Here is a 25,943-nt window from a genome sequence, read left to right as displayed (position 1 = left end):
ATGGCGGTCCCCCTTCTCGATCTCAAGGCCCAGTTCTCCCTGCTGGAAGCCGACCTTCGTGCCGCCGTCGATCGCGTGATGGCCAGCCAGCATTTCATCCTCGGCCCCGAGGTCGAAGCGCTGGAAGCCGAGATCGCGGCCTATTGCGGCGTGGCCCACGGCATCGGCGTTTCCAGTGGCACCGATGCGTTGCTGGCGACGCTGATGGCGCTGGGTGTCGGGCCGGGAGACGAGGTGGTCACCACACCCTACTCGTTCTTCGCCACCGCCGGCGCCATCGCCCGCCTGGGTGCCCGGCCGGTCTTCGTCGATATCGACCGCGACACCTGGAACATCGACCCCGCCCTGGTGGAACCCGCGATCACCTCGGCGACCAAGGCGATATTGCCGGTGCACCTGTTCGGTCAATGCGCCGACATGGACGCGCTGGCCGCCATCGCTGACCGTCACGGCGTGCCCATCGTCGAAGACGCCGCCCAAGCCATCGGCGCTGAGGACGACCAAGGCCGTCGCGCCGGCTCGGTCGGCAACATGGCCTGCTTTTCGTTCTTTCCATCCAAGAATCTTGGCTGTTTCGGTGACGGGGGAATGGTGGTCACCGACGACCCCGCCTTGGCCGAACGCCTGCGGGTGTTGCGCGCCCACGGCTCGAAGCCGAAGTATCACCACGCCTTAATCGGTGGCAACTTCCGCCTCGACGCCCTGCAAGCCGCCGTCCTGCGGGTCAAGTTGCCCCATTTGGATGGCTGGACCGCCGCCCGCCAGCGCAACGCACGCTTCTACGACGATGCCCTTGCCAGTTTGCCCGCCGAATTGCTGCGCACGCCAACGACCCGTCCCGGCCGGCATATCTTCAATCAGTACGTCGTTTCCACGCCACGCCGCGACGCGCTGATGCAACATCTCAAGGCCTGCGGCATCGGATGCGAGGTCTATTATCCGGTTCCGTTGCATCGACAGGAATGCTTCGCCGACCTGGGCTACGGCCCGGGAAGCCTGCCAGTCGCCGAGGCCGCCGCGATGACCACCTTGGCTCTGCCTATTTATCCCGAGTTGACGCCAGCCCAATTGGCCGAGGTGGTCGACCGGATCGTCGTCTTCTTGTCCTCGTAGCCGCACCATGTGCGGGATTGCCGGCTTCATCCAACACGAATTGGCCGGGCATCCCGACGAATTGCGTCGCCGCGCGCAGGCCATGGCGGCAACGCTGGCCCACCGTGGCCCCGACGGCGAGGGCGTCTGGGTCGATGCGGCCGCCGGCGTCGCCCTGGCCCATCGCCGCCTGGCGGTGATCGACCTGTCCGACGCCGCGGCCCAGCCCATGCGCACTGCCCATGGCGATTACACCCTGATCTACAACGGCGAGATCTATAACGCCGCCCAACTGCGCCGAGATTTGGAAGCAGCGGGATATTCCTTCCGCAGCCGCTCGGACAGCGAAGTGCTGCTGGCAGCCTGTGTTGCCTGGGGCGTCGAAACCGCACTGCGCCGGGTGACCGGCATGTTCGCCTTCGGCCTGTGGGACGGCGGCAATCGTCGCCTGGTCCTGGCGCGTGACCGTATGGGCATGAAACCACTTTACTGGCGCCTACACGCCGGCGGCTTGGCCTTCGCGTCCGAGTTGAAAGCCCTGCGCGCCGATCCCGACTGGCGCCCGGCGCTGGACCGAGAATCCTTCGCCGCATTCTTCTCGCGATTGTACGTGCCATCACAGGCAACCATCTATGCCGGCGTGGAATCGCTTCCCCCCGGGACGGCGCTGGTGTTCTGCCCCGGTCGCCCGCCGGACCTGGTCCGCTATTGGTCGTTGGCCCAGGCGGTGGCGGCTGGATGTCGCGATCCCCTGCCGTCGTCCGACGCCGCCATCGCCGAGGCCATGGAGGCGTTGCTGCCCCGGGTGGTGTCGGATCATCTGATCGCCGACGTTCCCACCGGGGCATTCTTGTCGGGCGGAATCGATTCCACGACGGTAACGGCCTTGGCGGCCGAGGGGCATAACAGGTCGCTATCGACTTTCGCCATCGGCTACGGCGAGCCCGGATTCGACGAAAGCGGGAACGCCAAGGCGGTCGCCGACCATCTGGGCACCGACCACCACCAGCGCAGCATCACCGCCGCCGACGCCCTGACCGTGATCCCCAGGCTGGCAGACACCCACGACGAACTGATGGCCGACGGTTCGCAGGTTCCCACCCGATTGGTGTCGGCCCTGGCGCGAGAGCGCGTCACCGTGGCGCTGTCCGGAGACGGCGGCGACGAACTGTTCGGCGGATACGACCGCTACTGGGAGCGTGCGGCCCAATGGCAGGCGGTGGCGCGGCTGCCGGCATTCCTTCGCCCCGCTGCGGCGGCCGTCCTTGGGGTGGTCCCGGACTCGGCGCTGGCCGCGCCCATGCGGCGGCTCGGCCTGCTGGCGGACGCCCGTCAAAGCCTGCCGGTCATTCGCACCCTGCTCGCCCTGCCCACGATCGACCGCTATTACGCCACCAGTCAGTGGGTGTGGGATCAACCGCCGGTGACCTTCGCCCACGGACAGCGCCATCCCGCCGAATGGCGCGAATTGCCCAGAGCTGTCGCCGACCCGCTGGTCCGCATGCAATACGCCGATTCGGTGACCGTGCTCCCCGACGATCTGCTGCCCAAAGTGGACCGCGCCAGCATGGCGGTCGGCCTGGAGGTCCGAATGCCTTTGCTCGACCACCGCGTGGTGGAATTGGCTTGCAGAATCCCTCCCGGCGCCAGACGAAAGGGTGTGGCCACCAAGTGGCCGCTGAGATTGATGCTGGATCGCCGGGTGCCGAAGCGCCTGATCGATCGGACCAAGATGGGCTTCCACATGCCCATGACCCTCTGGATGCGCGGCCCGCTGCGCGCGTGGGCCGAAGAGATGTTGGCCCCGGCACGGCTGTCAGCCTGGGGGTTGTTCGACGTTGCCCGAGTCCAGGACCACTGGCGCGATTTCCTGGCCGACCGACCACCGGGACGGACCTATGACGCCGTGTGGGGCGTGCTGATGGCGTCGGCCTGGCTGGAACGGTGGGGAAAGGGCCTGGATCTCGGGGGGGACTGAGATGCGTATCCTAGCGGTAGGCAACGCGAACAGCGCGCATGTGCAGCAACGGTGCCAGGCCCTGGCGGCACGCGGCCACGAAGTCGCGTTGCTGAGCGAGGTCCGGGGCGTGGCCGCCAACGTGGCAACCTGCCCGCTGCCCGATGGCGGAACCTTTGCCCGCCTGCGCATGATGCGGCGCCACTTGACCGCCTGGCCATGCGATTGCGTCCACGTCCATTACGCCGCTGGATACGGTGCCTGGCTGGCCGCCCCGGGCCGGCGCCCGCTGGTGGTCAGCGTCATGGGCGGCGACCTGCTCGACGACGAGCAGGTGCCGCTGGGGCGGTTGGAGCGATGGCTGACCCGGTCTCTTCTGAACTCTGCCGACCTCGTCACCTCGAAATCAGAGACCTTGAGTCGGCGACTTGAAGCCCTGGGGGTGGGCCGCGACCGCATCCTGCCACTGGTCTGGGGGGTCGATATCTCCCGCTTCCGCCCGACCGACGGAAGTGATCTGCGTCGGCGGCTGGGCCTGGACCCGGCGGCACGCGTCATCCTGAGCCCTCGCGCCCTGCGCCCGTTCTACAATATCAACGTGATCATCGACGCCTTCGCTCGCCTTGCCGCCGTCCATGCCGACCTTGTATTGGCGGTGCTCGGCGACGCGGGCGATCCGGCTTACGCGACCCGCCTACGCTCGCGGGTCACCGAGGCCGGCCTGGATGGGAAAGTCATTTTCCCCGGGGCCGCCACGGCCGAGGAAATGCCCGCTTGGTACGGCTTGGCCGAGATCATGGTCTCGGTGCCGACCTCGGACGGCGTGCCGCAATCGCTGCTGGAGGCGATGGCCTGCGGTTGCCCCCCGGTGGTCGCCGACCTTCCTCACTACCAGGACTGGGTCGATCCCGGTCGAACCGCGTTGGTCACGCCGATCGATCCGACAGCGCTGGCGGCGACCATCTCTCGTCTGATCGACGACCCCGAACTGCGCACCCGCCTGAAATCCAGTGGCCCCGCCCTGGTGGCCGAGCGCGCCGACCTGACCAAAGACGTCATCCGGCTAGAGCAGCGCCTGACCCATCTGCGGCGGAGCCATCGCCCCGGCCCGGCCCGACGCTTGGCGATTTTGCTGGGGCTCGCCGCCCTCGTCGTCTCCCAGGCAGTGTCGGCACGCTTTACCCGCCACCTCGCCTGGCTATAGTAGGCGGATCGAAAGGCGCCGCCGTGAAGATTTGCCATCTCTCGTTTTCCCCCATTGCAGACGACGCCCGCGTCCGTCGCCATGGCGACGCGTTGGTGGAAGCAGGGCACACGGTCGTCGCCATCGGCCTGCCCGGCGCCAAGGGAGCGGCCCCGGAATGGGAGACGAGAGCCATCGACCCCACCGGTCCCTCGCACCTTCCCCGATGGTTGAGGGTGTTGGGCATGGCCGCCTGTCGCTGGCTTCCCGCCCTGGCCGAGCCGATCTATTGGAGCATGGCACACAATCGGGCGATGGCCGCCTGCGCCTGTGATATCAAGGCCGACCTGTTCGTCGCCAATGACTGGTCCACCTTGCCGATCGCCTGTCGCCTGGCCGAGACGCACCGCGCTCGCTTCGTCTATGACAGCCATGAATACGCCGTCGAGGAAGGAGCGGATCGCTGGACCTGGCGCCTTTTGGTGTCGCCCTTCGTCCGAGCGATCGAAACCCGCTTCATCAAGGACGCGGCGGCGGTATTCACCGTGGGCGATCGCATCGCCGCCATGATGCAGTCGGATCACGGCCTGCGCACGGCCCCGCTGGTGGTCCGCAACACCGTGCCGTTGGTCGAGAGCCCGTTCCGCCCATGCGGCGACATCGTCGAGGTGCTTTACCAGGGCTTGATCCGGGCCGACCGGGGATTGGAGACCCTGATCCGCAGCGTGCCACTATGGCGGCAGGAATTCCGCCTTCGCCTGCGCGGACCGGGCGAGCCGGCAATCGTCGATCACTTGAAAGCACTAGCCGCCACCCTGGCGGCCGATCGCATCGTTTTCGACCCACCGGTTCCCCCGTCCGACATGGTCGCGGCGGCCAATCGTTCGGATGTCGGAATCCACCCCATTCCGCCGATTTCCAACCAATCCCGCTATTGTCTACCGAACAAATTCTTCGAGTACGCCATGGCCGGCTTGGCGCTATGCGTCAGCGACAGCGACGAAATGACCGCCCTGCTGCGTCGTCACGCCCTGGGTCACGTCATCGACGCAGATACGCCGCACGCCATCGCCGAGGCGATCAACAGTTTCGACCGCCCGGGCATCGACGCCGCCAAGCGCCGCGCCATCGAGGCCTCGCGCCATCTTTGCTGGGAAAACGAACGGGCCCACCTGATATCGGCTTTCGCCGCCCTTGGAGACGGCTGAACAATGTGCGGCATCTGGGCATCCGTCGGCCTGCCGGCCACGCGCGCAGCCATCGCGGCCGTCGCCCATCGCGGCCCCGACGGCGAGGGGTGGCACGAGCATGACACCGCGGCCGGCCTGCTCGCCCTGGGGCACCGGCGGCTGGCCATCGTCGATTTGTCGGCGGATGGGGCGCAGCCGATGAGCCGAACGGAACCTCGACTGAGCGTCGTCTACAACGGCGAGATCTACAACCACCCGGAGCTCCGTGCCGAACTCGAATCGCTGGGCCATTCCTTCCGCACGCGCAGCGATACCGAGGTGCTGCTGTCGGCCTATGCGCAATGGGGCGAATCCTGCCTGGACCGCTTCAATGGCATGTTCGCCTTCGTCTTGTGGGATCAGGCTGCCAACCGGCTTTTCGCCGCCCGCGACCGCTTCGGCGTCAAGCCCTTGTATTTCTGGCGAGGTCCTGGCGGTGCCGTCGCCTTCGCCTCCGAGATCAAGCAGTTCACCGCCGTCCCGGGTTTCGTCGCCACTTTGGACCCCAACACGGCGACCGACTTCCTCACCTGGGGCGTCTTCGACCATTCGGCCGAAACGCTGTTCGCCGACGTTCGCCAGATTCGCGGCGGCGAGTGCGCCTCGTTGTCGCTTGAGCCGGGCGCCACGCCCGCAATCAGACGCTGGTACGCCCTGCCTGCCTGCGGCAGCCGGCCCTTGCCGCCCGACATCGCCATCGCGCGCTTCGCCGAACTGATGAGCGATTCCGTCAACCTGAGGCTGCGTGCCGACGTCCCGGTCGGATCGTGCCTGTCCGGTGGACTCGATTCCAGCGCCATCGTCTGCTTGGCGGCGCGCAGCCTCGGCAGCCCCCTGACCACCGTCAGCGCCCGCTATGACGGCGAGGCCGTGGATGAAGGTCGGTTCATCGACGTGGTCAACGCGGCCGTCCCGGCACACCCGATCGCGGTTCACCCGGACGGTGCCGACCTGGCCGCGCTGCTGGATCGTCTGGTGTTTCATCAAGACGGCCCCTTCGCCAGCACCAGCGTCTTCGCCCAGTGGCGGGTCTTCGAGGCGGCACGGGCGGCGGGCGTCCCGGTAATGCTGGACGGCCAAGGCGCCGACGAGCAATTGGCCGGCTACCACCCCGCGTTCACCGCCTACCATGCCGGCCTGCTGCGCCAGGGGCGGCTGGGCACCCTGGCGGCGGAACTGGCGGCTCAACGCCGGCGCCATGGAACCCCGGCAGCTTGGCAGGCCGCGGTCCTGCTCCGAGCGGCACTGCCCGAGGCCGGGCGGCTGGCCCTGCGCCGCCTGCGCCGAACCGGTCGATCCCCGTGGCTGCGCCCCGAGACAGCGCGCGGCCGCCACCAGCCTCTGCCCGCGACCGCCGACCTGGAGCGGTTGATCGAAAGCCAGATGAACGAGACCAGCTTGCCCATGCTGCTGCATTACGAGGACCGTAACAGCATGGCTCACGGCATCGAAACAAGGCTGCCGTTCCTGGATTACCGGCTGGTGGAGCTGTCGGTCGGACTAGGCGGCCAGCACAAAATCGTCGGCGGGGAAACCAAATGGCTTCTGCGCCGGGCGATGGACGGAATCCTGCCCAACCTCATTCGCGACCGCCAAGACAAGATCGGCTTCGCCACCCCCGAAAAGAGCTGGCTGGCCGGACCCGCGCGCACCTTGGTGAACGAGATGGTGGCAGAGGCGGCACGGCGGTTTCCCACATTGTTCGTCCCCTCCGCCCTGCAACAGCTGACGGACGACATGATGACCGGACGACGTCCCTTCGACTTCACCCTGTGGCGCGTCATCAGCTTCGCCGCCTGGGGCAAGGTCTTCCGGGTCAGCCTATGACGCAATCTTTCCTTGCCCGGACAGAAAGAGCGCGCCCGCATCGGAAAACGGCTCATCGACGAAGGCCGCGAGTCGAGGCATAACACTATCGCGCGGAAGCGCCAGAACATGGGGATGGTGTGATCGATGAAGATTCCGTTCGTGGATCTCAAGGCCCAGTATCAAAGCATCAAGAACGAGGTGGATGCCGCCATCGCCACGGTCGTCGATTCCTCCGCCTTCGTCGGCGGCAACGCCGTCAGCGCCTTCGAGCAAGCCTTCGCCGCCTTCGTCGGAACCCCGCATTGCATCGGCGTCGGCAACGGCACCGACGCCCTGACCCTGGCCTTGCGCGGGTTGGGCGTCGGGCCCGGAGACGAGGTGATCACCGTCGCCAATTCCTTCATCGCCAGTTCCGAGGCGATCAGCAATGCCGGCGCCAGCCCGGTCTTCGTCGATTGCGATCCCGCCACCTGCAATATCGACGTCGCCGCCCTGGGCAGGGCCATCACGCCCAGGACCCGGGCCATCGTGCCGGTGCACCTTTACGGCCGCCCCGCCGACATGGCGGCGATCATGGATCTTGCCCGGCGCCACGGGCTGAAGGTGGTCGAGGATTGCGCCCAGGCCCATGGCGCCACCCTTGACGGACGCATGATCGGGACCTTCGGCGACGCCGCCGCCTTCAGCTTCTATCCCGGCAAGAATCTGGGGGCCTATGGCGATGCCGGCGCGGTGATCACCAACGATGACGACCTGGCACGCCGCGTGCGGATGACCGCCAACCACGGCCGCATGTCGAAGTACGACCATGAATTCGAGGGCGTCAACAGCCGCCTCGACGGCCTGCAGGCGGCGGTCCTGACCGTCAAGCTTCGCCATCTGCCGGCCTGGACCGAGGCGCGCCGCCGTGTCGCCGCCCGCTATCTGGCCAATCTCGCCGATAGCGGCCTGCCGCTGCCGTCGGACCCGGCGGGCGGCAGGCACGTCTACCACCTGTTCGTGATCAGGCTGGCCGAACGCCAGCGGGTTCAGGCCGCGCTGGCCGAGGCCGGGATCGCCACCGGAATCCATTATCCCATCGCCTTGCCCAACCTGACCGCCTATGCCCATCTGGGTCACCGGCCACAGGATTTTCCGGTCGCCTCGGCTTACCAGGATCAGGTCCTCAGCCTGCCGATGTACCCCGAACTGACCGATGCGCAGATCGATCATGTCTGCGACCATCTGAAGGCCGCGTTGTAAGGAGAAGAGCTTGACCGTCCGTTTCGCCCTGGTCGGCTGCGGCACCATCGCCGCCAAACATGTCGAAGCCGTCGGCCGCATCGCCGACGCCTCGATCGTGGCGGTCTGCGACCGCGACCTCGACACCGCCCGCCGCCTGGGCGAGAAACTGGGGGTGCCCTTCTTCACCGATGCCGGACAGATGGCCGAAACGGTCGCGTTCGACGCCTTCTCGATCCTGACGCCGTCGGGCGATCATGCCGGCCGGGTTTTGGCCCTGGCCCCATACGGCCGCCATTTCGTCATCGAGAAGCCGATGGCCCTGAAGATCGACGACGCCGATTCCATGATCGCTGCCTGCGACCAGGCCGGGGCCAAGATCTTCGTGGTCAAGCAAAACCGCTACAACCCGCCGGTGGTCGCCCTGCGCCAGGCGGTCGAGGCCGGCCGCTTCGGCAAGATGGTGATGGGCACCGTGCGGGTACGCTGGGCGCGCCACCAGGCCTATTACGACCAGCGGCCGTGGCGCGGCACCTGGGCGCAGGATGGCGGCGTGCTGACCAACCAGGCGGCCCATCACATCGACATGCTGATCTGGATGATGGGCGAGGTCGAATCGGTGCAGGCCATGACCGCCACCCGCCTGGCCGACATCGAGGCCGAGGATACCGGCATCGCCGTCTTGCGCTTCACCTCGGGCGCCCTGGGGGTGATCGAGGCCACCACCGGCGCGCGTCCCAAGGATCTGGAAGGCTCGCTGAGCCTGCTTGGCGAAAAGGGCGCGGTGGAGATCGGCGGCTTCTTCATGAACGAACTGAAAAGCTGGAGCTTCACCGAACCCCAGCCCGGGGACGCCGCCATCTTCCAGACGGCGGGCACCACTCCGCCCATCCCCGCCTGGAACCTGGAGCAATATCTGCGGGGCGTCGTCGGCGCCATCCGCGACGGCCGGGCCGGACTGGTCGATGGGCTGGGCGGGCGGCGCTCGCTGGAACTGATCAACGCCATCTACGAGGCGGCGGAAACCGGCCGCACCATCCCCTTGCGCTTTCGGCCGCAACGTTGCCGCCTGGGCGGTCAGTAACCCAGCGCCGCCGCCCGCCGGGTCCAATGATCCAGGATCTCGCCGTGGGTGGCGGTCCAGGCGCCTTGCGCCCGGGCCTTGGCCACCACATGGCGAAACAGGCTCTCGACCCGGGGCTCGGCCAGATGGCTGGGATGGATCAGAAGCGACACCAGCCCGCCCAGTTCGGCCACCCGGCCGACCAGCCGATCGCTGAGGGACAGCGCCAGCGCCAGGTCCAGCCCCAGGGCGCCGGGGCGGAACAGCGCCACGTCCATCACGGCCAGAGGCAGCGCCAGCACGCCAACCTCGCGCTGGCGGCTTTCGTCCCACAGCGGCACCGGCAGACTGGTGCCGGCACGAAACCCCACCCCATCGTTGAACCCCAGCGTGCCATCGACTTCCAGGCCGGCGGCTTGCTGCAAGGCCGGGGTATGATCGATCCGCCAATGCAGCCAATGCTGCCGGGTCGCCCGCACCGGCCGGCCACTGGCCCGGGCCAGGGTCTGGGCCTGATCGGCCAGCAGTCCCGGTTCCAGCGCGCTGGCGAAACTGCCGTGCAATCCGACCTCGTGACCGCGTTCGGCGATGGCGCGCACCACCTCGCCCACCGGCCGGACCCGCCCCTCGAACCGGCAGGGATCGTCCAGGCGATAGACGCAATCGACCGGATGCGGCTTGGCGCACGGCCACACCGTGAAGAACCACGAGGCCCGGACACCCAGTTCGGTCTCGATGGCCAAGGCCCGCTCGACACTGGCCGCCAGGTCGGGAGCCCTGCTGAGCAGGCGCACCTGCCACAGGCTGGCCGGCACGGTGGCCAAAGCCGCCTTCAGCCGCGCGCGCCAGCCGTCGGCGCCCATGCGCAGCCGGGCCGAGCGCAGCCACTGACCGGGCGTCACCTGATGGGACAAGTCATCGACGTCGTGGCTGACCGCCAGGGCGAAGGCATGACCGTCGGGCCACAGGGGCTCCAGCCGCACCCCGTCGGCGGCCAGTCGGGCGCGCTGACCGGCCAGCCAGGCATCGATCTCGGGCTCGAACAGACGGCCGCGCTGGAAATTGTCGGAAAAAGGAAATTCCCAGCAACCCCACGGGTCGCGATGGGCCGAACGGCGCTCCTCGTCGCGCAGCAGCAGCGCCGCCAACTCGTCGGGCAGCCGGGGCGGCGATTGCCCCGCCGGCAAACCCAGCCACAGGCCGACGACGCGGTCGAGATGGTCCTGGCGCGTCATCGGCGTCCCGTCAGCTTGCGCCAGGCCCAGCCGGCCCAGAAGCGCGGCCAGTCGCGCTTGTTATAGGTGACCAGGCCCCGGCAATGCATGCAGCGGGGATCGCGACACAGGGGCGCGGTGGGGTCGGCCCGCAGCAGCGGCCTTTCCACCGCCATCAGGTCGCGGGCAGCAGCGGCGATGGCATAGGAATCGCCGACCGGCCCGGCCCGCAGGATGCCGGCCTCGACATAGGCGCCGTACAACCGCCCGAACCCTTGGCTGCAACCGGGAAAATCCTGCAGATGGTAAAGCCCGGACGCGGTGCGCAAGCCGATCCGCCCGGCCAGCAGGTTGCGGCGCGACAGGCCCAATTGGTCCTGGATGTAATGCACCGTGGAAAAGCCCGGGCTGTCGGTGACGTTGCCGACATTGACCAGCTTGCCGCCCATCCCGGCCAGGGCGGCGATCGGATGAAAGCAGGAAACGTCCCCGTCATGGCCGTCCAGCAGCGCTTGCGCCCCGGCGCCGATGGCGGCCCAGCCGCAGGCGGGATGGGCGCTGCGCCGTGCCTGGGGCCGCGCCGCCACGGCGACGGCCAAGCCGCCACTGGACGGCGGGTCGTCCGACGCCACCGGCGCCAGACCGCGCCTCAGGCCGGGAAAGGGCACCACCGGATGAAAGGCCAGCACCGCCAGGGTGCCGGTCGGACCGATCACCCGCAAGGTGGCGTCGATCAGCATGTCGGCGCGATTGCCGGCGACGGCGCCCAGGCGCCGCAGCGACGCCCGCATCAGCACATGGTCCCCCGCCGTCAGGCCGAGGGCGGCCAGGTGCCGTTCAAGCGCCGCTTGGTCCCACACGTCATCCCCCCAGAATCACCGCCACCGCTTGGGCCAGATCGTCCACCACATGGGCGGCCTTGGTCCCTTCCACATGCTTGTGTCCATGCCCGGTGCGCACCAGGAAGGTCTTCGCCCCCACCGCCAGGCCCAGCTCGACATCGACTTCCTTGTCGCCGATCATCACCGCCAGCTTGGGGTCGAAGCCGTGCTCGGCCACCGCCTGCTCGACCATGCCGGGCAAGGGCTTCCTGCAATCGCAATCGTCGTCTGGGCCGTGCGGGCACAGATAGATGCCGTCGATATGGGCGCCCTCGGTGGCCAGCATCTCGGTGAGGCGGGCATGGATGGCGTCCAGCCGGGCCATATCGAAATAGCCGCGCGCGATGCCGGACTGATTGGTGATCACCGCCACGCCCCAGCCGGCCTGGTTCAAGGCGCGGATGGCGGCCGCCGCCCCGGGATACAGTTCCAGTTGGTCGGGATCGGACAGGTAGTGCTTCTCGACATTGATGGTGCCGTCGCGGTCGATCAGCGCGAAACGCCTGGTCATGGTCAGTGCGCCTGGGTGCCGGGACCGCCGGCCAGCACTTCGACCCGGTCGCACAGCGCGTGGCCGATCAGGATGTGCATTTCCTGGATGCGGCCGACGATCTTGGACGGCACCACCAGCAGCGGATCGCACAGATCCTTCATCACGCCGCCGTCGCCGCCGGCGAAACCGGCCGCGACGCAGCCCATTTCCTTGCCGACTTCCAGCGCCTTGACCACGTTGGGGCTTTTGCCCGAGGTCGAGATGCCGATCAACACGTCGCCCGGCCGGGCCAGCGCCTCGACCTGGCGCGAGAAGATCCCTTCGAACGAATAATCGTTGGCGCAGGCGGTGAGCGTCGAGGTGTCGGTGGTGAGCGCGATGGCCGCCAGCGCCTTGCGGTTGATGCGATAGCGCACCACCATCTCGGCGGCCAGATGCTGGGCGTCGGCGGCCGAGCCGCCATTGCCGAAGAACAAGATCTTGCCGCCGGCTCCCAGGCTTTTGACACAGGCTTCGACCAGACGCTCGAACGGCTGGGCGACGGCATCGCGGGTGGCGGCCAGGACCTCGGCGTGCTCGTCCATCTGGGCCAGCAGGAATTGGGCGGGAGTCATCGGCGGCCTTTCGTCACAAAATCTTGTACAGGCGTGCGGCGAAGAATGCATCCATGCCGCCCTGTTCGGCAAGATGGCACGGCAGCGTGCGCAGATCGCCCTCGGCGGTGATCAGCTGGGCCAGCCCGCCCAGCTCGGCCGGCAGGATCGGACGGCGCGCCAGATCGGTGCGCTCGGCCAGCAGGCGGGCGATCTGGGCCGGGCCTTCCTCGGGTTCCAGCGAGCAGACGCAATAGATCAGAATGCCGCCCGGCTTCAGCATGGCCAAGGCGTTGGTCAGCAAAGCCCGCTGCTGGTCGGCCAGATAGGCGACGTCGCCCGGCCCCTTCAGCCACAGCCCGTCGGGATGGCGGCGCAGCGTGCCGGTGGCGGTGCAGGGCGCGTCCAGCAGCACCGCATCGAACGGCTGATCGGGCCGCCACGCCGCCGCGTCGGCCTCGACGATGGCGGCCTCCAGCCCCAGACGCTTCAAATTCTGGCGAAACCGCACCAGTCGCTTGGCCGACTTGTCAACCGCGGTGACAGCCGCGCCGGCTGCCGCCAATTGCAGCGCCTTGCCGCCCGGGGCGGCGCACAGATCGGCCACATTCTGGCCCTTGACGTCGCCCAGCAGGCGGGCGGGAATGGCGGCGGCCATGTCTTGCACCCACCATTGGCCCTCGGTGAAACCGGGCAGCACGGTGATGTCGCCGCCGGACGGCCGGCGCAACGAGCCGGTCGGCAGCAGCACCGCGCCCAGACGCTCGGCCCAATCGGCCGGATCGCCGGCGACGGTGATGTCGATCGGGGCCTCGGTCAGATGGGCGCTGGCGATGGCCTGGGCCATGTCCTCGCCATAGGTGGCGACCCACGATTCCCACATCCAGGCTGCGCTGTTCAGCCGGCCGGCATCCTGGGTCTTGGGCCAGTCGCGGCCGTCGCGGTCGATGCGGCGCAGAACGGCGTTGATCAGCTTGGCGAAGCCATTCAGCTTGCCGCCCTTGACCAGATCGACCGAGGTCGAGATGGCGGCATGGGGCGGCGTCTTCAGGAACAGCAATTGGGCCGCGCCGATGCGCAGGATGTCGTGCACCCGCTGGGCCTTGGCCCCGACCGGACGGTCCAGGCAGCGGGCCAGGCAATCGTCGATCTGACCCAGCCGGCGCAACGTGGTGGCGACCAGCAGGCGGGTGAAGCCGCGGTCGCGCTCGCTCATCGGGGCCAGACGCTTTTCCGATTCCAGCGCCTCGTCCAGCAGGCGCTTGCCCACCAGCACGGCGTCAAGAAGGTCGAGCGCCACGGCGCGGGGATCGGCGGAAGAGGAGGAAGGCTGTCGCATCCCCCTCCCTTACAGCAAAACCCGATCTGATGCCATCATCCCCGGGGCCATCAGCCCCACGGGCCTTTGGGGTCGGAACCATTGCCGCCCCACGGATTGCCGGCCGGCGGAATCATCGAGCCGCCGCCATGCCCGCGCTCACCCATGCGTCCGTCCCAGGTCATGCCCATCTCGGCGGCCATGGCGCGCAGCTGGCCGACGCGGTTGGCCATGGCCGGGTGGGTCGAGAACAGATTGTCGGCGCCCTTGCCCGACAGCGGATTGACGATGAACAGATGGGCGGTGGCGGGATTGCGCTCGGCCTGCCAGTTGGGGGTCTGGTGGGCGGCCCGTTCCAGGCCTTCCAGCGCGCTGGCCAGCCACAGGGGGTTGCCGCAGATGCGCGCCCCTTCGGCGTCGGCGGCATATTCACGAGTGCGCGAGATGGCCATCTGCACCAGGCTGGCAGCCAAGGGCGCCAGGATCATCATGACGATGCCGCCGATCAGCCCCAGGCCGCCGCCGCCTTCCTCGCCCTCCTCGCGAGGGCCTCCCCCGAACATCGAGGAAAAAGCCAGCATGTTGGCGATCATGCCGATGGCGCCGGCGATGGTGGCGGTCACCGTCATGATCAGGGTGTCGCGGTTCTTCACATGGGCCAGTTCGTGGGCCATGACGCCCTCGACCTCTTCCGGGCTCAAGGAATCGAGCAGGCCGGTGGTGGCGGCCACCGAGGCATGCTCGGGATCGCGGCCGGTGGCGAAGGCGTTGGGCTGGGCGGAATCGATGATGAACACCTTCGGCATCGGCATGCCGGCCCGCATGGCCAAGCGCTCGACGATGGCCACCAGACCCGGCGCCGAATGGCGATCGACCTGGGTGGCGCCGTACATCGACAGCACCATCTTGTCGGAATTCCAATAGGCGAAGGCGTTCATGCCCAGCGCCATCAGGAAGGCGATCACCACGCCGCCGGAACCACCGGCCAGCCAGCCGATCGCCAGAAACAGGCCGGTCATCGCGGCCAGAAGCATCGCGGTACGCGCCATGCCCATGAAAGTCACCCCTTTGGATGCAAAATGAACCCATAAGGGAATAATGCGGACTTTGCCCCTCTTCAAGCCGGGCGGCGCATCTGCTAGGGTCCGCCATCCGAGTTCCTGGGATAAGCGCGACATGGTGGGTCTGGACGGAATCGAGGTGGTGGTGCTGGCCGGCGGCCTGGGCACCCGCATCAGGGGGGTTTTGGGCGACACCCCGAAGGTGCTGGCCCCCATCAATGGCCGGCCGTTCCTGGACCATCTGCTGGACCATCTGGCCCGCCTGGGCGCCGGCCGCGCCGTGCTGTCCCTGGGCCATCTGGCCGGCAATGTGATCGCCCACCTGGATTCCAACCCGCCGCCCCTGCCGGTGGACACCATCATCGAGACCGAGCCGCTGGGCACCGGCGGCGCCATGCGCCTTGTCAACCCGCGATTGACGACCGATCCGGTGATGCTGTTGAACGGCGACACCTGGCTGGAGGTCGATTTCGCGGCCTTCCTGGCCGCCCACCGCAGCCATCGCCGGCTGTGTTCGATCCTGTGCGTCGAGGTGCCCGACGTGTCGCGCTATGGACGGGTCGAGATCGGCCCGGACGGCGCCTTGGCCGCCTTCGTCGAAAAGGACCCCGCCTTCACCGGGCCGGGCCGGATCAATGGCGGCGCCGTGTTGTTCTCGAAGGCGGCGCTGGCCCTGCTGGCTGATTCGAGCGGACCGTCGATCGAGCGCGATTTCCTGGCGGCGCTGCCCGCCGGCTCGATCCACGCCCACCTGGCCAGCGGCACCTTCATCGATATCGGCACACCCGACAGCCTGGCCCAGGCGCCATCCCTGCTGCCGCGCTCCTGATTTTCTGCTATACGAGTCGCCATGACCTTTCCCGAACAGCCCTTCCCCTCGATCGCCGCCTTCTTCGACGCCTATGCTGTGCAGATCGGCGGCGCGCTTGCCTCGATCCCGCGTGACCGCCTGGACGGGGCGCAAAGCCTGCTGGGCCAGGCGCTGGCCGCCGACCGCGCCATCTATGCCTGCGGCAATGGCGGCTCGGCGGCCATCGCCAACCACCTGGTGTGCGACCATGCCCGCGGCATTTCCGCCGATACCGGACTGCGACCGCGCGTCCATTCACTGTCGGCCACCGTCGAGATCCTGACCGCCATCGGCAACGACCAGGAATATGCCGAAGTGTTCGCCGCCCAATTGCGGCTGTTCGCCCGGCCCGGCGACGTTTTGATCACCATCTCGTCCTCGGGCGATTCGGAAAACATCGTCCGCGCCGTCCAATGGGCCAAGGACAACGACATGCGCACCATCGCGTTGACCGGGTTCAATGGTGGTCGCTCGGGCCGGCTGGCCGACGTCAACGTCCATGTGAGCGCCGACAATTACGGCGTGATCGAGGACGCCCACCAATCGGTGATGCATGCCTTGGCCCAATATATCCGCCAGGTCCGCATGCCGCCCGAGCTGGTGGCCGTGCGCAAGTTCTAAAAACGGGGGAAGCAGCGGTGAAGACGGTCCTGTGCGTTGTGGGGGCGCGCCCCAACTACATGAAGATCGGCCCGGTGATCGCCGCCCTGACCGCGTCCGGCATCAAGGCGCCGCTGGTCCATACCGGCCAGCATTACGACGCCGCGATGAACGACAGCTTCTTCACCGACCTGGGCCTGCCGCGCCCCGACGTCAACCTGGAAGTCGGCTCGGGCACCCACGCGGTGCAGACCGCCATGATCATGCAGCGCTTCGAGCCGGTGCTGGACGAGATCAAGCCCGATGCCGTTCTGGTGGTCGGCGATGTCAACTCGACCATCGCCTGCGCCCTGGTCGCCGCCAAGAAGGGTATCAAGGTGGTCCATGTCGAAGCCGGCCTGCGCTCGTACGACCGCGCCATGCCGGAAGAAGTCAACCGGGTGTTGACGGACCAGATTTCCGATTTCCTGTTCACCACCGAACGCTCGGCGCTGGCCAACCTGGAGCGCGAGGGCATCGACCCGAACCGGGTGCATTTCGTCGGCAACGTGATGATCGACACCCTGAAGGCCCATGTCGCCCGCGCGGTGCCGGCGGCGGTGACCTTGAAGGATGCTGCGTTCACCGACGGCTACACCCTGGTCACCTTGCACCGGCCGTCCAACGTCGATGAGCCCGAGGTGCTGGCCCGCCTGGTCGGCTGCCTGGCCGAGATCAGCGCCGCCACCCCGATCGTCTTCCCGATCCATCCGCGCACCCGCGCGCGCATCGAGGCGGCCGGCCTGATGGCCAAACTGACCGGCCCGCGCGTGGTGCTGCTGGAACCGCAAGGCTACCTGAACATGCTGGGCCTGATGAGCGCGGCGAAGGTGGTGGTCACCGATTCCGGCGGCCTGCAGGAGGAAACCACCGCCCTGGGCGTCCCCTGCCTGACCGTGCGCGAGAATACCGAGCGCCCGATCACCGTGACCGACGGCACCAACACCCTGGTCGGCATCGATTCCGGCGCGATCATGGCCGCTTTCAAGGATGTCCTGGCGACCGGCGGCAAGGCCGGCCGGGCGCCGGAATTGTGGGACGGCAAGGCGGCGACCCGGATCGCCCAAATTCTGGCGGAACGGCTGTAAACCGAAAAGCGCCTAACGCACCACGTCGGGGCCGTTCAGGTAGTTCCAGATATCCACCACCGGCTTGCCCTTGGTGTCCAGCTCCTTGTAGGCGCCATGCGGCGCGCACAGGATCAGCAGGTCGCTGCGGGCGATCACCTCGTCCAGCGGCAACAGGTCGGGCAGGGTGGTGACCAGCGGGTCGGTGATCAGCACCTCGCGGGCTTCCAGCGTCAGATCCTTGCGCATCTTGAAGGACAGCGAGGCGCGGGTATCGTCGCTGTTGGCCTTGAAGGCCATGCCCAAGAGCCCGACCGTCATCTGCTTCAGCGGATAGGTGTTCCTGAGCCGCTCGATGATGTGCAGGATCAGGCCTTCGTTGACCAGCATGGCCGAATGACCCATCGGGAACGAATTGCGGGCGAACGCCGCCAATTGCATGGTGTCCTTGAACAGGCACGGCCCGGCGGTGAAGCCGGCCGACGGCATGTCCTTGGCCCGTGGGTAATTGTGGGTCATGGCGTGCAGGATGCGGTAATAATCGACGCCCGCCTGGTCGGCGATCATGTAGAACTGGTTGGTGATCGCGAAGCTCATGTATCGGTAGGCGTTGTTGAACAGCTTGGCGAACTCGGCCTCCATCGGCGGCAGTTCGATGATCTCGGGCACCACCTTGTCGAACAAAGCCCGCGCGCGGGCCAGCGCGTCCGGGCTGGTGGCGCTGACGATCTGCGGAGTGGTGGCCAATTCCTTGATGGCCCAGCCCTGGACCACGCGCTCGGGGCAGAAGGCCACCAGGATCTTGCGCTGGCGGTCGGCCAGTGTGCGGTGCAGCCAGTCGGTGGTGCCGGGATAGACGGTCGAGCGCAAGATCAGCAACTGGCCGTCGCCGATCCACGGCAGCAGCGAATCGATGCACTGCTTGACCGCCTTGTGGACGGGGTTCAGGAACTCATCGACCGGGGTGCCGATGGTGATGATGACGGTTTCGGCGCGCGCCACCGACGAGATGTCGGCGTCCAGCGTCAGCCGGCCGGTATCGAGCGCCTCGCGCAGCAACTCGTCGGAACCGTGCTCGAGGAAGGGCATGCGGCCGGCGCGAATCTCGGGGAAGATCGCCTCGTTCAAATCATGGACCAGAACCTTCAAACCGGCATGACAGAATGACAGGGCCAGGGGCAGGCCGACATGGCCGGCGCCGCCGACGATGCACAGGTCGAAATCCTTGCGGGCTGAGGTCTGCATGACCGGGCGATCCTTGGACTGTCTTGACGAAGCGGCCCGCGACCGGACGGGTTGGCGCGGGTCGCGTGCGGGCGCGCCGATCATAGGTGTATCCGCCACGCTGTCAATTGCCGCGCGATCGTCGTAATTCCTTGCCAGAGCGCCCGCCACGCCGTAAGAACAGACCGTCCAGCGCATGGGATAAGTAGGCATGAAGTACGGTCGCAAGCGGGTTTTGGTGACGGGTGGCGCAGGCTTCCTGGGGTCGCATCTGTGCGAACGGCTGCTGGCCGACGGCGCCGACGTGCTGTGTGTCGATAATTTCTTCACCGGCACCAAGGAAAACATCGCCCATCTGATCGGCAACCCGTATTTCGAGCTGATCCGCCACGACGTGACCTTCCCGCTTTATGTCGAGGTCGATGAGATCTACAACCTGGCCTGCCCGGCCTCGCCGATCCATTATCAGCGCGACCCGGTGCAGACCACCAAGACCAGCGTGCACGGCGCCATCAACATGCTGGGACTGGCCAAGCGGGTCGGCGCCAAGATCTTCCAGGCCTCGACCTCGGAAGTGTATGGCGACCCCGAGGTCCATCCCCAGACCGAGGATTATCGCGGCGCGGTCAATCCGATCGGCCCGCGTGCCTGCTACGACGAGGGTAAGCGCTGCGCCGAGACCTTGTTCTTCGATTACTGGCGCCAGCACGGGCTGCGCATCAAGGTGGCGCGAATCTTCAACACCTACGGCCCGCGCATGCATCCCGACGACGGCCGGGTGGTGTCGAACTTCATCGTCCAGGCGCTGGAAGGCCGCCCGATCACCATTTACGGCGACGGCAGCCAGACCCGCTCGTTCTGCTTCGTCGATGATCTGATCGATGGCTTCGTCCGCCTGATGAACTCGCCCGACGAGGTCACCGGCCCGATCAACCTGGGCAATCCCTACGAGATGACCATCCGCCAGCTGGCCGAGTTGGTGATTTCCATGACCGGATCGAAGTCCGAGTTGATCACCAAGCCGCTGCCGGCCGACGACCCGCTGCAGCGCCAGCCCGACATCACCAAGGCTAAGGCGCTGCTGGACTGGACACCCGGCGTAGCGCTGGAAACCGGCCTGACCCGGACCATCGACTATTTCCGCGCCCGCGCGAACTGACACCCCCCCTCTCGGCACCGTTACGAGGCTCAGTATGAAGCTGTCCATCGTCATTCCTTGCTACAACGAGGAAAAGACCCTTGAAGCCATCGTCGATCGGGTCCTGGCCGCCGACCGTTGCGGCCTGGACCTCGAGATGGTCATCGTCGATGACGGCTCGCGCGACCGCTCGGTCGAGGTGATGAAGGAACTGGCCGCCAAGCATCCCGAGATTTCCACCCAGTTCCACGGCATCAACCAGGGCAAGGGTGCCGCGCTGCGCACCGGCTTCAAGCAGGCCACCGGCGATTTCGTGCTGGTCCAGGATGCCGACCTGGAATACAGCCCCAACGATTATCCCAAGCTGCTGCGCCCCTTGATCGACGGCCGCGCCGACGTGGTGTTCGGCTCGCGCTTCAAGGGCGGCGAGGAGAGCCGGGTGCTGTATTTCTGGCACTCGATGGGCAACAAGCTGCTGACGCTGGCGTCGAACATGTTCACCGATCTCAACCTCACCGACATGGAGACCTGCTACAAGGCCTTCCGTCGCGAGATCATCCAAAGCGTCGATATCGTCGAGAACCGCTTCGGCTTCGAGCCCGAGATCACCGCCAAGATCGCCCATATGCGCCCGCGTCCGCGCATCTTCGAGGTCGGCATCTCCTATGCCGGGCGGACCTACGAAGAGGGCAAGAAGATCGGCTGGAAAGACGGCGTGCGCGCCTTCTACTGCATCGTCCGCTACAACCTGTTCTCCTGATCGGCCATGTGCGGTATCGCGGGATCGACCACACCCGATCCTTCGGTGCTGGAGGCGATGGCCGCCCGATTGGCCCATCGTGGACCGGATGGGCGGGGTGTCTGGATTGCCGAGGGGATCGGTCTGGTTCATACCCGCTTGGCGGTGATCGACCTTTCCCCCGGCGGCGCCCAGCCGATGGCCAGCCCGTGCGGACGCTGGACCTTCGCCTTCAACGGCGAAATCTATAATTACCGCGACCTGAAGGCCGAGTTGGAAGCCGCCGGCGAAGCCTTCGTCACCGCCAGCGACACCGAAATCCTGCTGCGCCTGCTGATGCGGGGCGGTCTGGACGCCCTTGGTCGCCTGGCCGGCATGTTCGCCTTCGCCCTGTGGGATGCGCAAACGCGCGAGTTGCTGCTGGTGCGCGACCGCCTGGGGGTCAAGCCGCTGGTCTATGGCCGGCTGGCCGATGGCGGCATCGCCTTCGCGTCGGAAATCGAGTCCTTGCGCGCCCATCCCGGCCTGGATCTGGGACTGGACCGCGCCGCCTTGTCGGATTATCTCGCCTGCCTGTACGTGCCGGCGCCCCGCACCATCCATGCCGGCATCCGGAAATTGCCGCCCGGACACTGGTTACGCTGGCGAAACGGCCAGGCCGAGACCGGCCAATGGTGGCGCCCGCAGGTCACCGGCGAGCGCGCCCCCAGCCTGGACGAGGCGGTCGAAGAGGTTTTGCCGCTGCTACGCCAGGCGGTGGCCGCCCGCATGATCGCCGATGTCGAGGTCGGCTGCTTCCTCTCGGGCGGCATCGATTCCTCGGTGATCGCCGCCCTGATGGCCGAGGAACGCAAACGCCAGGGGGGGCCGCCGCCCAAGACCTTCACCATGACCTTCGCCGAGGCCGCCTATGACGAGCGCGACGCCGCCCGCGCGGTGGCCGACCATGTCGGGGCCATCCATACCGAATTGCCGGCCCAGGCCGAGACCGTCGGCTTCCTGGACGACATGGTCCGCCATTTCGGCGAACCGTTCGGCAATCCCACCGCGCTTCTGATCCGCGATCTGTCGGGGATGGCGCGTCGGCACGTCACCGTCGCCCTGGCCGGCGACGGCGGCGACGAGGTGTTCGCCGGCTATCCGCGCTATCAGGGCGGCATCTTCCAGGCCCGGCTGGCGCAAAGCGTGCCCGGCCCGGTACGCCGCGCCGGGGCCGCCCTGGCCAGGCTGATTCCGGAAAACAGCGCCGGCCGCCATTCCTGGCGCCGCGCCCGCGAGTTCCTGGCGGCGCTGGGACTGGACCCGGCCGAAGCCTATGCCGCGTGGGTGGAATATTTCGACCCGGCCGAGCGGGCCCTGCTGCTGGGCCAAAGCCCGCCGCCGCCGCGCCCGATGGCGGACCTTTATCGCGCCGCCCCCTCGGCCGCACCCCTGGACGCCATGCAACAGACCGACCTGGCCTCGTTCCTGCCCGGCAATCTGCTGGCTTATGGCGACGCCATGAGCATGGCCGTCGCCCTTGAAGTCCGCCTGCCGCTGATCGATCACCGGCTGGTCGAGGCGGTCGGGCGGATGTCGGCAGACCTGCGCATGGCCCAGGGCAAGAAGACCATCTTGAAGGCGGTGGCGCGCCGCCTGCTGCCGGCCGCCATCGTCGATCGGCCCAAATTGGGCTTCAACCCGCCGATGGGGGTGTGGCTGGGCACCTCGCTGGCGCCGCTGCTGCGAGATCGCCTGACGGCGGCCAGGATGGCCGAGCTGGGCCTGACCTGGGCGCCGGTGCGCCGATTGCTGGACGAACAAGCCGGCGGCCGGCGGGATCATTCTTTGAAATTGTGGTCGCTCCTGGTGCTGGACGCCTGGGAACGCAAGTGCCGGTGAAGCCCGGGAGGGAAGCAAGTCCATGAGTTCGTCGATCAAATCGACCAATATCGTCGAGGTCCACCACCATGTGACCTGCGAGGCGCGGGCCGATCTGAACCGCCATCGCGGCGGCGTGCTGTGGCTGACCGGTCTGTCCGGATCGGGCAAATCGACCATCGCCATGGAACTGGAACGCCAGCTGTTCAACAAGCGCTGGCAGGTCTATGTGCTGGACGGCGACAATGTCCGCCACGGACTGTGCTCGGACCTGGGCTTCTCGCCCGGCGACCGCACCGAGAATATTCGCCGCGTCGGCGAGGTGGCCCACCTGTTCGCCAAGGCCGGGCTGCTGGTGGTGACCGCCTTCATCAGCCCCTATCGCGCCGACCGCGAGCGGGTGCGCCAGATGGGGCCCGCGCAGTTCCACGAGATCCACGTCGCCACGCCCCTAGATGTCTGCGAACAGCGCGACCCCAAGGGCCTATACGAGAAGGCCCGGCGGGGCGAGATTCCCGATTTCACCGGCATCTCGGCGCCCTACGAGCCACCCGAGGCGCCCGAGCTGCGCCTGAATGCCGAAAACTGCACCATAGACCGGACGTTGACCACGCTGGTGGCCTATGTCGAGCGGACTTTCGCCCTTCCCTCCGACCAGGTCAGCGTCGGGCACGTCGCTTCTTAGGTTGTCACCGCCCCCGAGAATGCAGTATGGGGGGGGGAACTTATGGAACGGATAGCATGATCGGCGGATATTGATGGGCGCAGCAACGCAGGCAGACGCCATCCTGGTGACCGGCGGAGCGGGCTATATCGGCAGCCATGTCTGCCAGGTCCTATGCGACGCCGGCCGCCAGGTGGTGGTGCTGGACGACCTGTCGCGCGGCCATCGCCGCCAGATCCCCCCGGGCGTGACCTTCGTGCAAGGCGACATCGCCGATGACGCCCTGGTCGGCCAGCTGATCGCCAGCCATGGGATCGGCTGGGTCATGCATTTCGCCGGGCGCATCCTGGTGCCGGATTCGATGCGCGATCCGGTCGATTATTACACCACCAACGTCGCCAAAAGCCTGAGCCTGATCGCCACCTGCGCCCGGGCCGGAATCCGGGGCTTCGTCTTTTCCTCGACGGCGGCGGTCTACGGCACCCCCGCCCAACTACCGGTGACCGAGGACACGCCCTGCCGGCCGATGTCGCCCTATGGCCATTCGAAGCTGATGATTGAACAGATGCTGGCCGATATCGGTCAGGTGTCGGCGATGCGCTTCGTCTGCCTGCGCTATTTCAACGTCGCCGGCGCCGACCCTCAGGGCCGGCGCGGCCAGCGCGAGGATGAAACCACCCACCTGATCCGTGTCGCCTGCCAGGCGGCGGTGGGGCGGCGGGCGTTCCTGGAAGTGTTCGGCGACGATTACGACACCCCCGACGGTACCTGCATCCGCGACTTCATCCATGTCTGCGATCTGGCCGGGGTGCATTATGCCGCTCTCGGCTATCTGGATAGCGGCGGGAAATCGACCGTCATCAATTGCGGATACGGCCATGGCTACTCGATCCGCGAGGTGATCGCGGCGGTGGAACGGGTTACCGGCCGGCCTTTGCCGGTGCGTCAGGGGGGACGGCGCGACGGCGACATCCCGGCGATGGTGGCGGCGGTCGGGCGCATGCGCGCCCTGCTGGACTGGTCGCCGCGATACGACGACCTGGACCAGATCATCCGCACCGCCCTGGCGTGGGAAGAATCGCTGAACCGGACGGACGCCGCCGGTCACGGCTGACGGCGCAGCGTCACCGTCTCGGGTCCGCGCCGCAACCAGGCGGTCGCCACCGAATAGCGCAGCCAGAACAGATAGGCCGGCAACCACGCCATCACCCGGAAGCGTGACGGCTTGTCGGCGCGCTCGTACCAGCGGGCGGCTTCCTCGTCGACCTTCCAGCCCAGCCGCACCGCCTTGGCCATCAGTTCGATGGCGAAGGTGAAGCCCAGGCGCGATTCCAGCTCGACACTATCCAGCAGCCGGCGCGAGAACATCCGGAAGGCGTTGGTGCCGTCATGGACCGGTATGCCGCCGATATGGTGCAGCGCCAGCGAGCCGGTGACGGTGATCAACTTCTTCAGCCAATGGCAGCCCTCGAAACAGCCACCCTTGACGAAACGGCTGGCGGCGACGACGTCGCAACCGGCCTTCATCTTGGCCACCATGCGATCAATGACGTCGGCGTTGTAATCGTCGTCGGCCATGTAGACCAGCACCATGGGCGCCGTCGAGGCGGCCAGGCCGGCCCGCACGGCGGCGTGGGGGCCGCGCTCGGGGTTCTTCACCAACCGGATCTCCATGCCGTCCTGGGGATAGGCGGCGATGGCCGGAAGCGTGTTGTCCTCGGCGAAATCGTAGCAGATCAGCACCCGGAACGGCGTCTTGACCTCGCGCCGGAAGGCGTCGAGCACCGGGATGATGTTGCTGCCCTCGTTATAGACTGGAATGACGATATCCAGTTGGGCGTCGAGAGCAGATTCAGCGGCCATCTCAGCGGGCTCCGTCAAGATAGGCGGCCAGCATGGCCTCGGAGGTGGGAACCATTCCCAGGGCCGCCACCTTGTCGATATTGACGTCGTAGCGGGTGGTGATCAATTCGGGATGCATGGTGAAATCCTGGATGGTCCGGCCTTGCCGGGCCGCCACCATCTCCAGCAGGCGGCCGACCGTGATGGAGGCCGACGCCGAGATGTTGAAGAGGCCTTGTCCTCCCGCCGACAGGATGGCGTCCACCCGCTCGCCCAGCACGTCTAGATGCAGCAGATGCAGCGTGCTGTCCAGGGTTTGCCGGATCGGCTGGCCGTTCAGGGCATCGAACACCGGATTCTTGCGCAGGCCCGGCCCGATCAGGGTGCCCAGCCGCAGGATCAGGCAGGCACTGGCATGGCGGGCCACCAGCTGTTCGGCCAGGTATTTGTGGAAGCCGTAGACGTCCAGCCCGGCCGGGTCGATGGTCGCCGTCTCGACGCTGGTGGCTTGGCTTTCCCGCCCATGGCCATAGATATCCACCGTCGAGGCCAGGACATAAAGACGATGGCGGATCGAGGCGGCGCGCGCCATCACCGGGGCGACATTGGCGGCGAAGCTGGCGGCCGGGTTTTGGTTGGCCCAGAAGCGCCGGCCGTCGCCGTTGCAATCGACCACCATGTCGGCCTCGGCCGGCAAGGAATCGTCGCGGCCGACACGGATCACCATCCGCCCGGCCTGTTCCCAGCGGGCGGCGAGAAAACCGCCCAGGAAACCGCCGGTTCCGATGACGACGATCGGCCCCATG

The 25,943-nt window shown here is 67.2% G+C and carries 24 protein-coding genes; 15 read left to right on the top strand and 9 right to left on the bottom strand.

The annotated features are described in order from the left end of the window. The 7 genes from A6A05_RS05130 (at nucleotide 1) to A6A05_RS05100 (ending at nucleotide 9,575) form a co-directional block, all read left to right on the top strand. Entirely contained in the window at nucleotides 1-1,113 is a 1,113-nt protein-coding gene (locus tag A6A05_RS05130; protein ID WP_068498127.1) for a DegT/DnrJ/EryC1/StrS family aminotransferase, read from the top strand. Between the two features lie 7 nt (nucleotides 1,114-1,120). Next, on the top strand, nucleotides 1,121-3,070 hold the full coding sequence (asnB, locus tag A6A05_RS05125; protein WP_068498125.1) for an asparagine synthase (glutamine-hydrolyzing): 1,950 nt from the start codon (nucleotides 1,121-1,123) through the stop codon (nucleotides 3,068-3,070). 1 nt (nucleotide 3,071) lies between these two features. Beyond that, the gene (locus tag A6A05_RS05120) at nucleotides 3,072-4,253 is read left to right on the top strand and encodes a glycosyltransferase family 4 protein (RefSeq protein WP_082910712.1); all 1,182 of its coding nucleotides are present in this window, start codon (nucleotides 3,072-3,074) and stop codon (nucleotides 4,251-4,253) included. Between the two features lie 95 nt (nucleotides 4,254-4,348). Beyond that, nucleotides 4,349-5,440: a glycosyltransferase family 4 protein gene (locus A6A05_RS05115; protein WP_156520914.1), complete on the top strand. Its 1,092-nt coding sequence runs from the start codon at nucleotides 4,349-4,351 to the stop codon at nucleotides 5,438-5,440. A 3-nt stretch (nucleotides 5,441-5,443) separates the two neighbouring features. After that, entirely contained in the window at nucleotides 5,444-7,288 is a 1,845-nt protein-coding gene (asnB, locus tag A6A05_RS05110; protein ID WP_068498120.1) for an asparagine synthase (glutamine-hydrolyzing), read from the top strand. A 126-nt stretch (nucleotides 7,289-7,414) separates the two neighbouring features. After that, nucleotides 7,415-8,512 carry a DegT/DnrJ/EryC1/StrS family aminotransferase gene (locus tag A6A05_RS05105; protein ID WP_068498117.1) on the top strand — a complete coding sequence of 366 codons (1,098 nt, stop codon included), beginning with the start codon at nucleotides 7,415-7,417 and terminating at the stop codon, nucleotides 8,510-8,512. Between the two features lie 10 nt (nucleotides 8,513-8,522). Next, a complete protein-coding gene (locus A6A05_RS05100; RefSeq protein WP_068498115.1) occupies nucleotides 8,523-9,575 on the top strand; it encodes a Gfo/Idh/MocA family protein in 1,053 nt (350 codons plus the stop codon). Here A6A05_RS05100 and A6A05_RS05095 read toward each other — a convergent pair. The 6 genes from A6A05_RS05095 to htpX are packed head-to-tail and all read right to left on the bottom strand — an operon-like array spanning nucleotide 9,569 to nucleotide 15,108. Next, nucleotides 9,569-10,789, bottom strand: a complete 1,221-nt coding sequence (locus tag A6A05_RS05095) for a polysaccharide deacetylase family protein (protein ID WP_068498113.1) — start codon at nucleotides 10,787-10,789, stop codon at nucleotides 9,569-9,571. The two genes, A6A05_RS05100 and A6A05_RS05095, sit on opposite strands and share 7 nt — an antisense overlap. Beyond that, nucleotides 10,786-11,628, bottom strand: coding sequence for an AAC(3) family N-acetyltransferase (locus tag A6A05_RS05090; RefSeq protein WP_068498111.1), 843 nt, complete (start codon nucleotides 11,626-11,628; stop codon nucleotides 10,786-10,788). Before A6A05_RS05090 ends, A6A05_RS05095 begins: the two co-directional genes overlap by 4 nt. A 1-nt stretch (nucleotide 11,629) precedes the next feature. After that, nucleotides 11,630-12,160 carry a D-glycero-beta-D-manno-heptose 1,7-bisphosphate 7-phosphatase gene (gene gmhB / locus A6A05_RS05085; protein ID WP_068498109.1) on the bottom strand — a complete coding sequence of 177 codons (531 nt, stop codon included), beginning with the start codon at nucleotides 12,158-12,160 and terminating at the stop codon, nucleotides 11,630-11,632. Nucleotides 12,161-12,162: 2 nt separating this feature from the next. Further along, on the bottom strand, nucleotides 12,163-12,756 hold the full coding sequence (locus tag A6A05_RS05080; RefSeq protein WP_068498107.1) for a D-sedoheptulose 7-phosphate isomerase: 594 nt from the start codon (nucleotides 12,754-12,756) through the stop codon (nucleotides 12,163-12,165). A 13-nt stretch (nucleotides 12,757-12,769) separates the two neighbouring features. Continuing rightward, nucleotides 12,770-14,074 (bottom strand): RsmB/NOP family class I SAM-dependent RNA methyltransferase, encoded by a 1,305-nt coding sequence (locus A6A05_RS05075; protein ID WP_068498105.1) that lies wholly within the window; start codon nucleotides 14,072-14,074, stop codon nucleotides 12,770-12,772. 50 nt (nucleotides 14,075-14,124) lie between these two features. Next, complete coding sequence (gene htpX, locus A6A05_RS05070) at nucleotides 14,125-15,108, bottom strand: zinc metalloprotease HtpX (RefSeq protein WP_068498103.1); 984 nt, start codon at nucleotides 15,106-15,108, stop codon at nucleotides 14,125-14,127. Between the two features lie 121 nt (nucleotides 15,109-15,229). Here htpX and A6A05_RS05065 point away from each other — a divergent pair, with 121 nt between their 5' ends. The 3 genes from A6A05_RS05065 to wecB are packed head-to-tail and all read left to right on the top strand — an operon-like array spanning nucleotide 15,230 to nucleotide 17,691. Beyond that, entirely contained in the window at nucleotides 15,230-15,943 is a 714-nt protein-coding gene (locus tag A6A05_RS05065; protein ID WP_068498101.1) for a nucleotidyltransferase family protein, read from the top strand. Nucleotides 15,944-15,964: 21 nt separating this feature from the next. Further along, nucleotides 15,965-16,585 (top strand): SIS domain-containing protein, encoded by a 621-nt coding sequence (locus A6A05_RS05060; RefSeq protein WP_068498099.1) that lies wholly within the window; start codon nucleotides 15,965-15,967, stop codon nucleotides 16,583-16,585. A gap of 17 nt (nucleotides 16,586-16,602) precedes the next feature. Next, the gene (gene wecB / locus A6A05_RS05055) at nucleotides 16,603-17,691 is read left to right on the top strand and encodes a non-hydrolyzing UDP-N-acetylglucosamine 2-epimerase (RefSeq protein ID WP_156520913.1); all 1,089 of its coding nucleotides are present in this window, start codon (nucleotides 16,603-16,605) and stop codon (nucleotides 17,689-17,691) included. A 12-nt stretch (nucleotides 17,692-17,703) separates the two neighbouring features. Here the strand turns inward: wecB and A6A05_RS05050 are convergent, their stop codons facing one another. Then, the gene (locus A6A05_RS05050; protein ID WP_068498096.1) at nucleotides 17,704-18,915 is read right to left on the bottom strand and encodes a nucleotide sugar dehydrogenase; all 1,212 of its coding nucleotides are present in this window, start codon (nucleotides 18,913-18,915) and stop codon (nucleotides 17,704-17,706) included. A gap of 190 nt (nucleotides 18,916-19,105) precedes the next feature. Between A6A05_RS05050 and A6A05_RS05045 the strand changes: the two genes are divergently transcribed. From A6A05_RS05045 to galE, 5 genes are all read left to right on the top strand, one after another. Beyond that, nucleotides 19,106-20,053, top strand: coding sequence for a UDP-glucuronic acid decarboxylase family protein (locus A6A05_RS05045; protein ID WP_068498094.1), 948 nt, complete (start codon nucleotides 19,106-19,108; stop codon nucleotides 20,051-20,053). A 34-nt stretch (nucleotides 20,054-20,087) separates the two neighbouring features. Beyond that, nucleotides 20,088-20,792, top strand: coding sequence for a glycosyltransferase family 2 protein (locus A6A05_RS05040; RefSeq protein WP_068498093.1), 705 nt, complete (start codon nucleotides 20,088-20,090; stop codon nucleotides 20,790-20,792). Between the two features lie 6 nt (nucleotides 20,793-20,798). Next, a complete protein-coding gene (asnB, locus tag A6A05_RS05035) occupies nucleotides 20,799-22,652 on the top strand; it encodes an asparagine synthase (glutamine-hydrolyzing) (protein ID WP_068498091.1) in 1,854 nt (617 codons plus the stop codon). Nucleotides 22,653-22,674: 22 nt separating this feature from the next. Further along, a complete protein-coding gene (gene cysC, locus A6A05_RS05030) occupies nucleotides 22,675-23,316 on the top strand; it encodes an adenylyl-sulfate kinase (protein ID WP_068498089.1) in 642 nt (213 codons plus the stop codon). A gap of 73 nt (nucleotides 23,317-23,389) precedes the next feature. Then, nucleotides 23,390-24,409: a UDP-glucose 4-epimerase GalE gene (galE, locus tag A6A05_RS05025; RefSeq protein WP_068498086.1), complete on the top strand. Its 1,020-nt coding sequence runs from the start codon at nucleotides 23,390-23,392 to the stop codon at nucleotides 24,407-24,409. Here the strand turns inward: galE and A6A05_RS05020 are convergent. Then, nucleotides 24,400-25,158 (bottom strand): glycosyltransferase family 2 protein, encoded by a 759-nt coding sequence (locus A6A05_RS05020; protein WP_068498084.1) that lies wholly within the window; start codon nucleotides 25,156-25,158, stop codon nucleotides 24,400-24,402. The genes galE and A6A05_RS05020 overlap by 10 nt on opposite strands. Before the next feature lies 1 nt (nucleotide 25,159). Further along, entirely contained in the window at nucleotides 25,160-25,942 is a 783-nt protein-coding gene (locus A6A05_RS05015; RefSeq protein ID WP_068498082.1) for an NAD-dependent epimerase/dehydratase family protein, read from the bottom strand. Nucleotide 25,943 lies beyond the last annotated feature (1 nt).

The sequence above is a fragment of the Magnetospirillum moscoviense genome (assembly GCF_001650635.1).
GTDB classification, from domain to species: Bacteria; Pseudomonadota; Alphaproteobacteria; order Rhodospirillales; family Magnetospirillaceae; genus Magnetospirillum; species Magnetospirillum moscoviense.
This window is presented reverse-complemented; position numbering and strand designations above follow the sequence as displayed.

Bases quoted from the DNA above. Each gene is read 5' to 3' on its own strand.
- A6A05_RS05080 (WP_068498107.1), bottom strand. From the start codon at position 12,756: ATGACTCCCGCCCAATTCCTGCTGGCCCAGATGGACGAGCACGCCGAG.
- A6A05_RS05065 (WP_068498101.1), top strand. From the start codon at position 15,230: ATGGTGGGTCTGGACGGAATCGAGGTGGTGGTGCTGGCCGGCGGCCTG.
- A6A05_RS05040 (WP_068498093.1), top strand. From the start codon at position 20,088: ATGAAGCTGTCCATCGTCATTCCTTGCTACAACGAGGAAAAGACCCTT.
- cysC (WP_068498089.1), top strand. From the start codon at position 22,675: ATGAGTTCGTCGATCAAATCGACCAATATCGTCGAGGTCCACCACCAT.
- gmhB (WP_068498109.1), bottom strand. From the start codon at position 12,160: ATGACCAGGCGTTTCGCGCTGATCGACCGCGACGGCACCATCAATGTC.
- A6A05_RS05130 (WP_068498127.1), top strand. From the start codon at position 1: ATGGCGGTCCCCCTTCTCGATCTCAAGGCCCAGTTCTCCCTGCTGGAA.
- A6A05_RS05050 (WP_068498096.1), bottom strand. From the start codon at position 18,915: ATGCAGACCTCAGCCCGCAAGGATTTCGACCTGTGCATCGTCGGCGGC.
- A6A05_RS05020 (WP_068498084.1), bottom strand. From the start codon at position 25,158: ATGGCCGCTGAATCTGCTCTCGACGCCCAACTGGATATCGTCATTCCA.
- A6A05_RS05120 (WP_082910712.1), top strand. From the start codon at position 3,072: ATGCGTATCCTAGCGGTAGGCAACGCGAACAGCGCGCATGTGCAGCAA.
- A6A05_RS05095 (WP_068498113.1), bottom strand. From the start codon at position 10,789: ATGACGCGCCAGGACCATCTCGACCGCGTCGTCGGCCTGTGGCTGGGT.
- asnB (WP_068498125.1), top strand. From the start codon at position 1,121: ATGTGCGGGATTGCCGGCTTCATCCAACACGAATTGGCCGGGCATCCC.
- A6A05_RS05075 (WP_068498105.1), bottom strand. From the start codon at position 14,074: ATGCGACAGCCTTCCTCCTCTTCCGCCGATCCCCGCGCCGTGGCGCTC.
- A6A05_RS05015 (WP_068498082.1), bottom strand. From the start codon at position 25,942: ATGGGGCCGATCGTCGTCATCGGAACCGGCGGTTTCCTGGGCGGTTTT.
- galE (WP_068498086.1), top strand. From the start codon at position 23,390: ATGGGCGCAGCAACGCAGGCAGACGCCATCCTGGTGACCGGCGGAGCG.
- A6A05_RS05060 (WP_068498099.1), top strand. From the start codon at position 15,965: ATGACCTTTCCCGAACAGCCCTTCCCCTCGATCGCCGCCTTCTTCGAC.
- A6A05_RS05105 (WP_068498117.1), top strand. From the start codon at position 7,415: ATGAAGATTCCGTTCGTGGATCTCAAGGCCCAGTATCAAAGCATCAAG.
- asnB (WP_068498091.1), top strand. From the start codon at position 20,799: ATGTGCGGTATCGCGGGATCGACCACACCCGATCCTTCGGTGCTGGAG.
- A6A05_RS05045 (WP_068498094.1), top strand. From the start codon at position 19,106: ATGAAGTACGGTCGCAAGCGGGTTTTGGTGACGGGTGGCGCAGGCTTC.
- htpX (WP_068498103.1), bottom strand. From the start codon at position 15,108: ATGGGCATGGCGCGTACCGCGATGCTTCTGGCCGCGATGACCGGCCTG.
- asnB (WP_068498120.1), top strand. From the start codon at position 5,444: ATGTGCGGCATCTGGGCATCCGTCGGCCTGCCGGCCACGCGCGCAGCC.